Genomic DNA, 14523 nt, shown 5'->3' with positions numbered 1-14523 from the left:
TTTGTTTGGATTGGAAAAAGAATAGGGTAGTTGTCTTGGGATTACTGATCCTATTCTTTTTTTATCTCTTTATGTTATGGTTATAAATCATTAAATGATGAAGATGCTAGATGTATCGAAAGTGGGATCCTTTCGGGAGAGCCTCTTTATATCGCTGATACTTTTTGTACAGATAAGTTGGGCCTCAAATGATGGAGATATTTATAATGTTGTGAGTTTTGGAGCTAAAGGGGATGGGGTGACAGATAATACCCTATTTATCAATAGGGCTATAGAGGCCTGTTTTTTGGCAGGGGGAGGAACTGTTGTCATCCCGGAAGGTACGTTTTTAACAGGAAGTATTCTGCTGAAAAGTAAAGTAAACTTGTTCTTGGAAAGAAATTCTGTTGTGAGGGGGATAGATGATCTAAGGAAATATCGTTCTATATCCGACTTTAATATGGATGAGGCTTATTATAAAGTGAAACCTCGGAATTGGAACAAAGCATTGTTCTTGGGAGATCGAGTCGAGGATATCTCAATTACCGGAGATGGGGTGATTGATGGAGCTCATATCCGGGATGAAGAAGGTGAGGAAGGAATGAGAGGTCCTCATATTCTTTTTTTATCGAGATCGAAAGGGATTACAGTATCGGGCGTTAAATTTCGGAGGGCATCGAATTATGCTTTTATGAGCTATGATATCGAGAGGGTCTCTTTTAATAATCTCTTAGTAGAGGAAGGATGGGACGGGATCCATATTCGTGGAGGAAAAGATATCTGTATCCGGGATTGTCGCTTCTATACGGGGGATGACGCTATAGCAGGTGGGCTATGGGAAGACATGGTGATAGAGAATTGCTATATGAATTCATCGTGTAACGGGATAAGATTAATAATGCCCGCTGTTAACTTAAAAATCGCTGGTTGCGAATTCTGTGGCCCGGGTAAATATCCGCATCGGACTTCCGGTGAGCGAAAACGTAGAAATATGCTTTCTGGAATATTACTTCAGCCGGGCGCATGGTTTCCTGCGTTTGGAGATGTGAGGGATGTATCAATTTCGAATTGTTCTTTTGACCGACTGGATAATCCGTTTTTGGTCACGTTAAACGAAGGGAACCGTGGTGAACGAATCTGTCTGGAACATATAAGAGGTACACGCCTGATGAAAGCAGCCGCCTCAGTGGAAAACTGGGGAAATAGTAGTTTTAAGGATATCCGGCTCTCTGATATATCCTTATCGTATGTTGGAGGTAAGGTTCAGAAAATGGTTGGGCGTGTTACCTCGAGACCGCTGACGGATTATCGTCTGCTTCCTTGTTGGGGGCTTTATCTCCGAAATTTAAATCATGTGGTTCTACGGAATATTCGGTTAGATTGTGAGAATGGGAAATGGAAACCGGCTTCTTGTTTTGACAATGTGATGTCTGTAGAGATAGATAATGTTAATTTTTAATCAAAAAGATTGGTATGCGAAAATATATTTTGTTTTGTCTTGTTTTTTGTGTCTTGGATTGTTTTGCTCAAGATTTGCTTGTTCGTCCGAACGATCCTATTATTTATAAAAAAGATGGTAATGCTTTTTTATGGTTGGGTGATACGGCTTGGGAGTTATTTCATGTATTGGATAAGGAGGAGATCGTCCATTATCTGGATGACCGGAAAGAAAAAGGTTTTACGGTTATACAGGCAGTTATCTTATCTGAACTGGATGGTTTGGATAGACCGAATGCGTATGGGCATTTGCCTTTGATAGACAAAGATCCTACTCAAATCACGGAAGGATACTTTGAATTGGTGGATTTCGTGGTTCGGGAGGCTGGTAAACGAGGTTTGTATATTGGACTTCTTCCTACTTGGGGGAGTAATGTGGTAGAGAAAGATGGAAATCCAGCCTTGTTTAATCCTGATAATGCTTATACATATGGGAAAATACTGGGAGCCCGATATAAAAGTGATGCCGTGATATGGATTCTTGGTGGTGATAGAAATGTGGTTACGGACAAGGAGTTCGATATTTGGCAATCTATGGCGAGAGGAATCCGGGAAGGAAACGGAGGAACACAACTGATGTCTTATCATCCGACGGGGGAGATCTCCTCGCATTATTGGTTTCACAATGAGCCTTGGCTGTCTTTCAATATTCTCCAAAGCGGGCATTATCGCCGGATGGATCCGGTATATCGTTTTTCAGGTATGTATACCCAGTTGAACCCGATCAAACCCTTTGTGAATGCGGAGCCTTCCTACGAGGATATCCCGGTCCGTTTTTGGGAGTATTATGATTACTCTAAATTCGGAAAGAAAAAAGAGGATATAATAGATGATAATGGTCTGATCAAGGATACAGCCTATTTTGCGGACGGGATTTACGACGACTATGATGTCCGTATGCAGGCTTATTGGACTTATTTGTCTGGTGCTGCCGGATATACATATGGAAACAATGCTATCTGGCAGATGTATAAGCCTAGGGGTAAATATCATGTACCGTGTCTTACATTTTGGAATGGTGCTCTGGACAGGCCGGGGGCTAGGTGTATGCGCTATGTAAAGGCCTTGTTTACGAAGTATCCGTTAGACCGTTTCCGTCCGGATTTATCCGTCTTATTTGGGATTAATTACAATGACGCAAGCTATATCACTCCTGTTTTAGCGAAAGATAAGACTTTTATTTTGGTTTATTTGAGTCAGGGACAGGATGTAAGAATACAAATGAGTAAATTACGGTCTTTAGGTAAAGCTTATTGGTTCAATCCGAGGAATGGTACAAGAACCTTGATTGGCCCGGTTGAGAATAAGGGCATTCGTACATTTAACCCGCCCGGAGAAGCAGGGGAGAGAGGGAATGATTGGATTTTGATTCTAGAGACGGATGATAAGTAGATGATATATAAACTTTAAATAACAAAGCGGATAGATGCGAGAATTAGCCAAACGAAGACAGTCCGATTGATAATATGCGGTTAATGTTCTTTGTTTGGCTTTTCTTTTGAACGGTAGATACCAGTCATACGCAAAGATAAGACAACGTGTAATAGAAAGATTCGCAGGTAAAAGAATCTTAGTGGTAAAAGTCAATCTTAGATCCGGTAAAATTTGTGTAGATATTAATCGCCATTATAAGGAAGTGATACAAACTTCGCAAAACCATCCCCTTCCGTCTCCGAAACTCGCCTTTCTGTCTCAATTTCAAAATGCGATCTCGAATACCCGGTACTTTTGCTTCAGAAACAAATGAAAAATATCAAGTATATGAACGCAAAAGACATCTTAAAGAATCAACAGTTGGAGAGGGCAATCCAACGATACAAAAATCCGTTTTTGTTTTTTACCCTATGTACCCTTATTCCTTGGATATTTTGGGCTATGGCGGGATGTGTCAGTTGGATTACGCCTTTTGAGGATAAAAACCTCCGAATTGCCAGCATACTGGCTTGTATCGGATTATTTACCCCGTTGGGCGTAGTGTTCGGGATGGCAGGCAAAGATAAAGGGCTGAGGAAAGACATTACAAAACGTTTCTTCAATTTTAGGGATATAAAACCAGTCTATGCGATTCTGGCCTGTTTGATCATGCCTGCCAGCATAATATTGGCGCAAACGATCTCCTTACCATTCGGATATAGCCCCGGACAATTTATCATTACAGGGCAATTTACTTTCACATCGGGAATATTTCCGGTATGGTTCTTATTGATACTTGCGCCCCTGATAGAAGAACTGGCTTGGCATACTTACGGGACAGATAGCCTGTGCGGTAAATTTAACCTATTCAATACCTCAATTATATTCGGAATTATCTGGGGAGTATGGCATATACCGCTGTCATTCATCCGTGATTATTATCAAAGTAATCTGGTATGCGAAGGCTGGATATATGGTTTGAATTTCTTAATCAGCATTATTCCTTTTGTGATACTTATGAATTGGCTATACTATAAAACCGGACGAAACATCATCGTAGCCATTGTATTCCATATCACATCCGGGCTATTTAATGAACTGTTCGCCCCGCATCCCGACACGAAGATTATCCAAACAGGAATCCTGCTCATCTTGGCAACAATCGTGGTGCTGAAAGAAAAGAGACTTTTTTTCTCAAAAACGATAAGTCATTAAAAAACAAACAGAATATCCACCAATCAATTAAAATTTCAAAATCATGAAAAGAATTATTTTAACGGCAATCATTATTTTCGGTTTAACTTTCGCATTCACTGTTGATGCACAGACAAATACCTCTTTCGGAATAAAACTCAACGGTAACCTGACCAATGTGGAAGTGTCGAACATGCAAAACGGAAACTCTTCCTTTAAGCCTGGCGCTTCGGTTGGCGGCTTCGTAAAAATCGGGTTCGGAGAGTATTTTGCCTTACAACCGGAACTGTTATTCAGCTATACCGAAAGCAAGGTTACTGCGGCAGGCGAGAAGACAAAGTTCAAATATGCTTCGATGGAAATCCCGGTGTATGCTCTCGGACAGTTCAATGTCGGTAAAGGTAAAGTGTTTATCGGAGTGGGACCGAACATCGGTTATGGATTCAGCATCGACACCGAGACGGAAAAACTGCCGGATTGGGATGTAAATGCCAACAAATTGGAATTAAGCCATTGGTATATAGGGGGTGGTACGATTGCCGGTTATGAGTTTCGCAACGGATTGAGCATCAATGCGAGTTATAAATTAGGATTTGATTTAAGCTCCAAAAATAAAACCGAAGGGGTCGATACTCAAACAATCAGCTTAGGAGTAGGATACCGATTCTAATTTACCCTTATTCCATTTATTAGTAAGAAAGCCTTTGAGAGTCAATCAAAGGCTTTTTGCGAGTATAATTTATACATCTGTGATATAAATCAATAAGGATTGAAGAATTCTATCTTCAATATAGTGTACAAGCTTGATTTTTTAATGTAGTTTTGCGGAAACAAAGTAGAAATGGCAGATAAAAATTCCATCTTGTCCGGTTTCTTGATTGACGGGAAATACCGTTTTGGGAGATATGTATTTTTTGTAGTCATCGGGGTGGTAATTATCTCCAATATCGTGTTTGTTGCCTATACGGATTGCGCTACCCAGTTAGGAAACCGTATTTACCTGCTTTGCCTTTCTTCCTGTATCTGTTACGCGATAGCTATGCTCGTGAATTATCATTATCTGATTCCGAGTTTTTTGCTGAAAGGGAGATATGCGCTCTATTCCACCCTGATATTCACAACTGCTTATTTATTACCGACTCTGTCCATTGTGCAAGAGTACTTTGTGCGTAACGCATGGGGATTGCCACACAGGATTAGCTCTTATACTAGTCCGTTGATATTAGTCGATAACCTTTCCTCGTGTATGCTCTTGCTGATTTGTTTTTGGGGGGTATCAGCCATTATGTTGTTTCGCCAATGGAAAAATCAGGAAGAACAATTGAGCTTGATGGAATACGAGTATCTTCAATCGGAGATAAACAAGCTGAAAGGACAGGCTACGCCTTCGTTCTTGTCTAAAACATTAAGGAAAGCGTCTGCGTTCATACTGACTGATGCGAGAAAAGCAAATGAGGTATTGATGGAACTTGGAAAGATGCTCCGTTATCAGCTATATGATTGTAATCGCAATGATGTTTTACTGACCTCGGAGATGGCCCACTTGAACAACTTTCTTCATATCGAGCACCTGAATAAAGACGGATTCAGATACGAAATACAAACCTCCGGGAATCTGGGTAATCTGTTTATTCCACCTTTACTGTTTATCTCTCTTATTCAGGATATGACAGAAACCAGTACATTTTTGAAAATAAATGTTGTATATGAAAATAGTTCTCTGTCTTTCAGATGTGAGTGTAACGGAGAAAATAGCCTTTCCGACGATAAAACTACTTCGTTCAAAAGACGGCTGGATTTACAATTTCCCGGGAGGTATGAGCTTGTTTCCGGAGCGGGAATCGCCGAACTTAAAATCAACCTGTGATGAGAGAGGAAATTCCCGTAACAAAAGATAGGCTGTCATCCTTTCTCATTGATGATAAATACCGTATTTACAGGCATCTTCTTATGCAAGTCTTTATTCTGGTTATATCCATGGGAAATTTCTTCGATGCGCCGGATAAAGTAAACCTTTCGGCAAATCGTACTTATGGTTGGCTCGGGTATTATCTTTTTCTCAATGTACTTGTTTACTTCAATGCTTATGTGCTGTTTCCTCACTTTTTGGCAAAGAATAAGGTCGGCTTATATATCCTGTCGGTTATTACTTTTACAGTAAGTATGGGATTCGTCATGATATGGCTACAATACCAATTCTATGATATAGCCGTTATCCATCATGAGCCATCGGTAGCGGCAATCATCCTGAGTATCACATCTTCTTTATTGGCTATGTTTCTTTTTATAGGGGGGATTGCGGCTCTTTTGTTGCTGAAACAATGGATGGCGAATAACCGTCGCATAAGAGACTTGAAAGCGGCGACATCTGTGTCGGAACTGAAATACCTGAAAAGCCAGATTAACCCTCATTTTCTCTTTAATATGCTCAACAATGCGAATATCTTGATCGAGGATGAACCGGAAATGGCAACCGGGATATTGCTAAATCTCGATGAACTGCTCCAATACCAACTGGGTGGCAGCCTACGGGAAAAAGTCTGGTTGAATGACGATATTCGTTTTTTGCGGCATTTTCTTGAACTTGAGAAAACAAGACGAGATCAGTTTGAATATACCATAGCCACCAAGGGGGATACGGACAAGATAGAAGTGGCCCCGCTGCTGTTTATCCCCTTTGTTGAAAATGCCGTGAAGCATAATGCGAATAGCAAAACCGGTTCTTTTGTAGATATTTCCTTTTGCCCGCAAGCGGATAAACTTACTTTTATTTGTAGAAATTCCGTTTCGGAAAACATGGTTGGACGGGAAGAAAAGGGCGGTTTGGGATTGGCGAATATCAAGCGGCGACTCGACTTGTTATTCGGCGTGAATTATAGTTTAGAACAAACAAAAACGGACAGTGTATATACTGTTGCATTACAACTGAAGTTATGAAGTGTATTATAGTAGATGATGAGCCTATCGCTCGCAAAGGAATAAAAAAATTAGTGGGTCAGATTTCACGACTAGAACTTTTGGATACCTTCAATAGCGCGGAAGCCGCATCCGAATTTATTAGTACAACGGTTGTTGACTTGGTCTTTCTAGATATTCAGATGTCTGGCATTAACGGTATCGAATTTGCCCGGAACATACCTAAGCATACACTGATTATCTTCACTACCGCTTATTCCGAGTATGCGTTGGACAGCTATGAGGTAGATGCGATTGATTATCTGGTAAAGCCGATCGATGTCGCGAAATTCCGTAAAGCGGTGGATAAAGCCATTACTTACCATTCGCTCCTGACGGATGTGGAAGAAAAGAAAGTGGAGCATGTAGAGGACGAATTCATCTTTGTCAAATCCGACAGGCGTTTCTTCAAAGTCGGCCTGAAGGACATACTGTTTATCGAAGGTTTGAAAGATTATGTGGTTATCCAATTGGAAAATCAGCGTATTATTACCCGTATGACGGTAAAGAACATCCATGAGATACTTCCTCAAAGTACCTTTTTGCGAATAAACCGATCTTATATTATCAATAGGAATAAGATTGATTCGTTCGATAATAATGATGTGTTTATCGGCAGACACGAAATCGCGATCGGGAATATGTATCGTGATGAGTTTTTCCAAATACTTATGGGAAAAGGAAAGTAATATTTTTTTACCGGCCTATCCTCCGGCAATTCATATATAGCTTATTCGGCATAGCACAAGAGCGATGCCGGACTATCGATATTCACGATTAGAGAAAAAATAGGTGTTGTGAATATGGTGGAATTTCTGTATTTTCGCAGTGGGTTATTTAGGGGGGGATGTAACATAAAATGCAGGAATAAGCACTATGGCCAAATCGTTACCTCTATGGCAGAAAATACTTATTTATATTTATTGAAGAGGTTATTTCCTTTTGTGAATTTTATATTTATTAAAAGTCGTTATGAAGAAGATCAATGTTTTGTTGTTAGCCTTTTTGGTGTTAAGTTTCTGGGCGAATGCCCAGCAGTATCCTTTTAATGGGTTGGATATGAATATGGGAAATCTTTCTCGTTTGTCGAATGCGCGGACCCGTTCGATCAGCCCGGAGAATTTTACGGGCGAGAAAGGGAAGGGAGCGATGGCTGATCCCGTGAGAGATAAGGATATCCGGAATAAGGCGAATGCGGCCGGCCCAGCGAAAGATTTGGGAAAAGGATGGAAAGTAAATCCTTTCATTATCGTGAAGCCGGGCGAGACCGTTACCATCGCGGAGATCGAAGGCCCGGGGGCTATCCAGCAGATATGGATGACTCCGACCGGCAATTGGCGGTTCTCGATACTCCGTATGTATTGGGACGACGAGAAAGAGCCTTCGGTAGAATGTCCGGTAGGCGATTTTTTCGCCAGCGCGTTTAATGAGTATGCCCAACTTTCCTCGTTAGCGGTTTGTGTAAATCCCGGGAGCGCTTTCAACTGCTACTGGAAGATGCCGTTCCGTAAGAAGGCACGCATAACGTTGGAGAATATCAATAATGTGGAAGAGATGCGTTTGTATTACCAGATTAATTATACCTTGACGGAAGTGCCGGAGGATGAGGGATATTTCCATGCGCAGTTCCGGCGCTCCAACCCCACCCAAGGTTCTCTTCATACACTGGTGGATGGAATCAAGGGAAAAGGACAATATGTCGGAACATATTTGGCTTGGCGTGTCAATGATAACTGCTGGTGGGGTGAAGGAGAGATCAAGTTCTATATGGATGGCGATAAGGAATACCCGACAATCTGTGGAACGGGTACGGAGGATTATTTCTGCGGTTCGTATAACTTCGAGAATCAGAAAACACATCAATATCAAGAATTCACCACTCCTTATGCGGGAATGCACCAAGTGATCCGTCCGGATGGCCTATACCGGGCTGTTACGGCGTTCGGCCTGTATCGCTGGCATATCTTGGATCCGGTTCGTTTTGAAAAGGATCTGAAGGTTACGATTCAGGATTTAGGTTGGAGGCACGACGGTAGGTATAATAACCAGAAGTCGGATATCTCATCGACTACTTTCTGGTATCAAACGGAGCCGCACGCCAAATTCCCGGCTTTGCCCAGTAAGGATGATCTGGAGATTCCGAGATGGTAAATGGCCTGTGGTAAAATGTTAAATGCTATTCCCGGTTAAACCTTTCCTATTTATCGGTGTCTATTCTTTCGAAGCGCTTCATAAACAGGTAATTTATAATAAAAGTAATAAGTAGTAGTTTATGAAAAAGGTAATAGGATTGTGTTTGGTTGTATTGTTGAGTTCAACTTCTGTGTTCGCTCGTGAGAACAGGCGTATGGACAAGCGTAAGATGGATCCGTCCGCACGTTGCGAGAAGATGATCGCCGACTTGAAGTTAGACGAAAAACAAGCGGTGGAGTTCCGTAAGCTTCAAAAAGAGTATATGGAAAAGGCTCGGAAAGAACGTGAGGCGATGAAGGCTGAGCGTGAGAAGCAACGGAAAAAGATGTTGGCTATGCGTGAGGATAAGAATGCCCAGATGAAAAAGATATTGACAGAGGAGCAATACAAACAATATCTGGAGAAACAGCAGCCTAAAGGGAATAAACACGGCAGAAAACATCAAGGGAGCGGACGTAGATAAAGAGAAGTCTATAAAATAGATAAAATGGCCGGGGTAGCGATTATCCCGGCCATTTTAGTTTTAATCGGCTGCTTCAACCACATACCAAGTATATCCGTTGGCAGGGATTTTAACCGTAAGCTCCACCGTATAGTCACGATTCAATTTGTAGGTGACGGGCTTTCGCTCTTTTTCCCGGATACGGGCCGTTTGCGTTAATCCGGTATAATAGAGTGGAACACGGATCGTACGGGTGATCTCTTGATGGGTCGGATTGAAGAACATGGCCAAACCTTTTTCCTTTTTGTGGGGATTGACGTGTATGAACCCGTCCCAATCTCGTGCGTCCGGCCGGCGTAGATGAATAATATCGCTATTGAGTATATCGCGGTATTTCTTATACCATTGAATAACCTCGGTTACGGCAGCTTGGGTTTCCGGGGTATCGTACAGACGTGGTCCTCGATAGCAAGCTTGTACACCTGCTCCGTAGTTTTGTACCATATGCGTTTTGTATTCGAACAAGTGCTCGTGTAGGGGCTCCAAGGTAGCGGCTTCTCCTCCTCCTTGGTATTCCACGAGAGGAACAAAGCTCCAGCAAGCCGAAGCCATTCGCTCCCATGTACCATCATAATTCAATTGGCGGGCATGGATGATTTGCCGGTCCCGGGGAAGCGACCAGTTGGCTTCACGGTAGCCAATGCCTGTCTTGGTAGACCCGTTCAAGAAATAGAAATCGGGTACATTGATATAAATACCATTCTCGCACATCCAACGATAGAGATCGGTTATCTTATGGAACTGGTTCCATTGAGAATCTTCCAGCCCTTTATGATAGGTATGGCGGGTGGATGCGCATACGTCGCCGGGATAGGAACCGTCGTGCTCAAAGCAACGCATGCCTGTACGCTCGAAAAAGGTTCGTATATGATGGAAATACTCATATCCCCAGTCGCTGCACAGACAAGGGGCGCTACCGAAGCGCATGCCTCCTCGTTTGCCCGTCTTGGGATTGATGACATCCACCTCGTCGCTGATCCAACGGCTTGATAGGAGAGAGTAGCATCCTAACTCGATACCTTTGACGCAGGCGTAATCCACCAAGGATTTGTATTTGGCGATATTTTCTTCAGAGATATCTTCGGCGTTCAATCCGGACCCGAAACTGATGATAACCATCTCGTATCCCACGGTAGCGCATTGATCGATAGCGGTACGGATAACATCCGGATCGGAAGAGGTAAGGTGCATGAAGATCGGATTCTCCGTAGCCCATGGAGCTACCGTATAATGCAAACGTCGTTTAAACAGACCTTTTCGTTCCCGATCATCGCTGTCGAACGGCATCTCGTATACACTGAAAGATTTGAACTTCTGACCTGTCGCCAAGGTATAATCGGGGCCTAGCTTGGGTGATACATCTAATAGGCAAGGCGTGAGCAAAGGATAATTGCGTTGGGAGGTGTATTCCGGATCGGCTACCCATTTTTCCGTGATATCGGTTTCCCGCTCGGTGAACTCCCCGCCACAAGCGTAATCGCTTTCTATATGTATGTTCGGAAGCCTGAATTTGGAGGGATCTTCACCGCCGGGAGACTCCGGTTCGGCGAATGCCAGGTATTCCAGTTGAAAGGCATCGATATCTATGGACTGTGGGGTATTGTTGATAACTTCCATGCTTTTCCGGATAACCGGGATGTGGTCGTATAAATCGTAATGAAGTTCTACGGTGATACCTTCCGTCTCATTCTCTCCTCTCAATACGAAAGTCAGTCTTTTCCCTGTGGGCACCTCTTTATTCAGCGCCCATCTGCTTCTGGCCCATTTGATATCCTCCTGCAACTCCTCTATACGAAAATCTTCAACGAGGAAGGAGCCGGGGCGGGTGGTCATCTGGTCGACCCATTCCATTTGGAAGTATCCGCGTTCGGGTTGGCCGGCCAAACCGCCAAGTTCCCAACGTTTCCCGTCAATAGTCAAACTACCTTCGCTACTTACGGCGCGAAGCATGCTTTCCCCGGTCATCCGGTTAAAGATATCGAGGGTGGAAAGATTGGGTAAGACACGGAACATACGTGCTACCATCCCGTTTGCCAGTAAGATACCTTTGCCATCGGGAGTCGCGTATATGCCGGCTTTTGATCGTGAAGGTTGTAAAAGCCAGTCGAAAGAGGTGTTTTCCAAAGGAAGCCCTTGTTGAGGTAATTGCTTGATTTTTTCGAGTAATTTTTTCTCCGTACCGGATGATACTTTCGGGCCTTCCCCTTGATAGTTCGTGGAGATGGTCGAGGGGATGATCTCCATATACTCAATTTGAGGCGTGATCCATAAGGCATGATCTCCGCTGGGACCATCATCGGTTGGCTCTACGATAAGATCCAATATTTTTATGCCGTTTAGGGGGATGTCGATTGTCTTCGGGGCATCGCCAAGCTTGACGATACCACTGTTATAAAGCTCCTTGTCGTCCCCTTTCAAGATAAATAGGACCGAGCCAGGATGTACTTTTCCGTCTTTACCTTCTAAACCAACGAAAGTCTTGGCGTTTTTCCGGGTATCGAAATACATTTTTGTGCCGTCGACAAAAGGAATGACCGTAAGGCTTTTATCCGTATAATCGATATGTGAGTCGGCGATCCCGACCTGTGCATAAAAGCGTGACGCATTCTTGTGCAAATCGATCTTGATATGACTCTTGGCTTGTACGCCGATTGCGTCATCATATATGTTTCCTTGTATGGAGGCGGGCTCGTTGGTTACTGATTTCCCTTTGACGGCACCCCCGTAAGTTTGATAGGATTTACTTAGGTCCATGTCCATAAGCCGGATCTCTTTTTGGGCCATGGCATAGAGATTGGTAAATCCTGAGAGGATAACTGTGAAGATAAGTTTATTCATAAGATACAGTGATAAAAGAGCGTGTTATCAATGATAAAAATAAGGTGTTTCAAAGAGACTTCTTTTGAAACACCTTACTCTGGGTTTATAACTTCGTCTTAATTATAATGTCGTAAGTTTTAGATTACGCCAAAGAACCTTGATGCCACCACCATCATGAATCTGAAGGGCGATACGGCCTTTGCCCGCTCCGATCTTCTCATCATTCAAGTTTACCATTTCCTGTCCGTTCAACCAAGTCTGTACGTTATCTCCTTGGACCTTGATACGCATCGTGTTCCAATCGCCTTCTTTCAAGATATTCTCTTTCTCGTCCGGGATCTGAACCAACCAGCCGCGTCCGTACGACTCATAGATACCACCTGTATCGTGACCCTTCGGAGCCACTTCTACCTGCCAGCCGTTTACTTTCACGCCTTCCTCTACGAAAGAGCGGATGAATACACCGGAGTTTCCGTCAGCCTCTTGCTTAAACTCTACGGTCAGGTCGAAATCATCGTAATAATCACGGGTAGCGAGATAGCCGTATTGTTTGTCGGGACCACTTTCGCAAACCAATAAACCGTCCTTCACGTACCACTTCTCCGTTCCGTAAGGTTCCCATCCGGTCAAATCCACGCCGTTGAACAAATTCACTTCCTTACCGGCCTTGCGGGGAAGCTCCTTGATCTTTATGTTGCGGAATGATGCGGGATAACCATGATCTTGCAAGCAAAGCACACCTTTTTTCGCCAATCCGTATTCCGGTGCGTTGGCCCATTTGCCGCTATTTTTCTTTGCGTGCCAATCGTCTGTCCATGCCTCGAACTCTAATATCTTTTGTCCGTTCAACCAATGTTCCACATGTCCGTTATCGAATACGATCTTAGAGTTGTTCCATTCGCCCTGGGGATTCACCTTCATCTTGGATTTATCCGGCAAATGCATGGCGTAATCCACGCCTAATTTCTGCCACTCTTCCAATGGCTCCGGGAAGTTCGGCTCGTCGATCAGTTGATACTCCGGACCGGTTACGTAAGGTACGGCGAATTGAGGACGTTCTACCACATGGTATAACATACCACTGTTACCCCCCTTGGACAATTTCCAGTCCCAGGAAAGCTCGAAGTTCTCATACTCTTTATCGGTTACGATATAGCCACTTGCGTCGCTGCCGTCTCCTTTGGCTTGGATACAACCATCCACTACGTGCCAAGGCTGTGTCAATGTAGTTCCGTTGTAATCTTTCCAACCGTCTAATGTCTTTCCATCAAAAAGAAGAACCCATCCGTCAGCGATTTCCTCTGGAGTAAGTGTGTTTTGTTCTTGGCTGGCGCAAGAGGAAAATAAAGCCAGCGATACCGCACAAGAGGCTAACAAGCTTGTGGCGGCTGTTTTTTTCATTACAGATTCCATGTAAATAAAGAATTTAGATTGATAAATTGTAACTGAATGGCAAATTTACGTAAATATCTTCGATATCTCTATCCGTCGTCGTGGGAAAAACGCGTCTCTCAGCGGGAAAAACCTCTTCGGAGGACAACCTGCCATATGGTGTAATGGAATTCGCCCTTGTTTTCTTCCTCGTGACTGGGAAAAAACACGTACGACTTTTTGGGAAAACACGTACGTCTTTCGATAAAAACACGTACGTGTTTCCCGTAAAACGTGACGCTGTTTACAAATGGCTTATATTCAAGTGTTTATTCGTGTCGTGCCATTCGTGTTCGCATTGCCGGGAAAGCCGTCGAACCGTCTCCCGGTAAATTGCCTCTACCCTCATGTAGGGGTACGGTACGCCATGTTCCTATACCCGGTATCTCCGGCGGAACGGGGATCGGGCGGTATGACTTGACTCACGTACATTAATATAACCAGTCAAGTCCCGAAAAAAAAACTTGAAAAATAAATCCGGAAATGTTTGGAGTTTATGTTTTATAGCACTACTTTTGCACCCGCATTCGAGAGAGAAC

12 protein-coding genes are annotated in these 14523 nt (G+C 43.3%); 10 read left to right on the top strand and 2 right to left on the bottom strand.

Going from position 1 to position 14523, the window contains the following annotated elements; all coding sequences use genetic code 11:
- The first annotated feature begins 94 nt into the window (after nucleotides 1-94).
- The 9 genes from Q0110_RS16095 (at nucleotide 95) to Q0110_RS16055 (ending at nucleotide 9694) form a co-directional block, all read left to right on the top strand.
- Nucleotides 95-1438 carry a glycosyl hydrolase family 28-related protein gene (locus tag Q0110_RS16095; RefSeq protein ID WP_297908753.1) on the top strand — a complete coding sequence of 448 codons (1344 nt, stop codon included), beginning with the start codon at nucleotides 95-97 and terminating at the stop codon, nucleotides 1436-1438.
- A 14-nt stretch (nucleotides 1439-1452) separates the two neighbouring features.
- On the top strand, nucleotides 1453-2868 hold the full coding sequence (locus Q0110_RS16090; RefSeq protein ID WP_297908750.1) for a glycoside hydrolase family 140 protein: 1416 nt from the start codon (nucleotides 1453-1455) through the stop codon (nucleotides 2866-2868).
- A gap of 369 nt (nucleotides 2869-3237) precedes the next feature.
- Nucleotides 3238-4104: a CPBP family intramembrane glutamic endopeptidase gene (locus Q0110_RS16085; RefSeq protein ID WP_297908747.1), complete on the top strand. Its 867-nt coding sequence runs from the start codon at nucleotides 3238-3240 to the stop codon at nucleotides 4102-4104.
- A gap of 43 nt (nucleotides 4105-4147) precedes the next feature.
- A complete protein-coding gene (locus Q0110_RS16080) occupies nucleotides 4148-4753 on the top strand; it encodes a porin family protein (protein WP_297908744.1) in 606 nt (201 codons plus the stop codon).
- A gap of 171 nt (nucleotides 4754-4924) precedes the next feature.
- Nucleotides 4925-5950 carry a histidine kinase gene (locus tag Q0110_RS16075; protein WP_297908739.1) on the top strand — a complete coding sequence of 342 codons (1026 nt, stop codon included), beginning with the start codon at nucleotides 4925-4927 and terminating at the stop codon, nucleotides 5948-5950.
- On the top strand, nucleotides 5950-7020 hold the full coding sequence (locus Q0110_RS16070) for a histidine kinase (RefSeq protein ID WP_297908735.1): 1071 nt from the start codon (nucleotides 5950-5952) through the stop codon (nucleotides 7018-7020). Before Q0110_RS16075 ends, Q0110_RS16070 begins: the two co-directional genes overlap by 1 nt.
- On the top strand, nucleotides 7017-7727 hold the full coding sequence (locus Q0110_RS16065; protein WP_297908732.1) for a LytTR family DNA-binding domain-containing protein: 711 nt from the start codon (nucleotides 7017-7019) through the stop codon (nucleotides 7725-7727). Before Q0110_RS16070 ends, Q0110_RS16065 begins: the two co-directional genes overlap by 4 nt.
- A gap of 283 nt (nucleotides 7728-8010) precedes the next feature.
- Entirely contained in the window at nucleotides 8011-9189 is a 1179-nt protein-coding gene (locus tag Q0110_RS16060; RefSeq protein ID WP_297908729.1) for a glycoside hydrolase family 172 protein, read from the top strand.
- Between the two features lie 121 nt (nucleotides 9190-9310).
- Nucleotides 9311-9694: a hypothetical protein gene (locus Q0110_RS16055; RefSeq protein WP_297908725.1), complete on the top strand. Its 384-nt coding sequence runs from the start codon at nucleotides 9311-9313 to the stop codon at nucleotides 9692-9694.
- A gap of 60 nt (nucleotides 9695-9754) precedes the next feature.
- On the opposite strand, the gene Q0110_RS16050 is transcribed toward Q0110_RS16055, so the two are convergent.
- Nucleotides 9755-12571 carry an NPCBM/NEW2 domain-containing protein gene (locus Q0110_RS16050; protein ID WP_297908722.1) on the bottom strand — a complete coding sequence of 939 codons (2817 nt, stop codon included), beginning with the start codon at nucleotides 12569-12571 and terminating at the stop codon, nucleotides 9755-9757.
- Nucleotides 12572-12673: 102 nt separating this feature from the next.
- The gene (locus Q0110_RS16045) at nucleotides 12674-13966 is read right to left on the bottom strand and encodes a DUF1080 domain-containing protein (protein WP_297908720.1); all 1293 of its coding nucleotides are present in this window, start codon (nucleotides 13964-13966) and stop codon (nucleotides 12674-12676) included.
- Between the two features lie 268 nt (nucleotides 13967-14234).
- Between Q0110_RS16045 and Q0110_RS16040 the strand changes: the two genes are divergently transcribed.
- Nucleotides 14235-14405, top strand: a complete 171-nt coding sequence (locus Q0110_RS16040; protein WP_297908717.1) for a hypothetical protein — start codon at nucleotides 14235-14237, stop codon at nucleotides 14403-14405.
- The last annotated feature ends 118 nt before the right edge of the window (nucleotides 14406-14523 follow it).

Source organism: uncultured Parabacteroides sp., from assembly GCF_947855115.1.
Classification (GTDB): Bacteria; Bacteroidota; Bacteroidia; order Bacteroidales; family Tannerellaceae; genus Parabacteroides.
The sequence above is the reverse complement of the archived record's forward strand: the minus strand, read 5'-3'. Positions and strand labels throughout refer to the sequence as shown.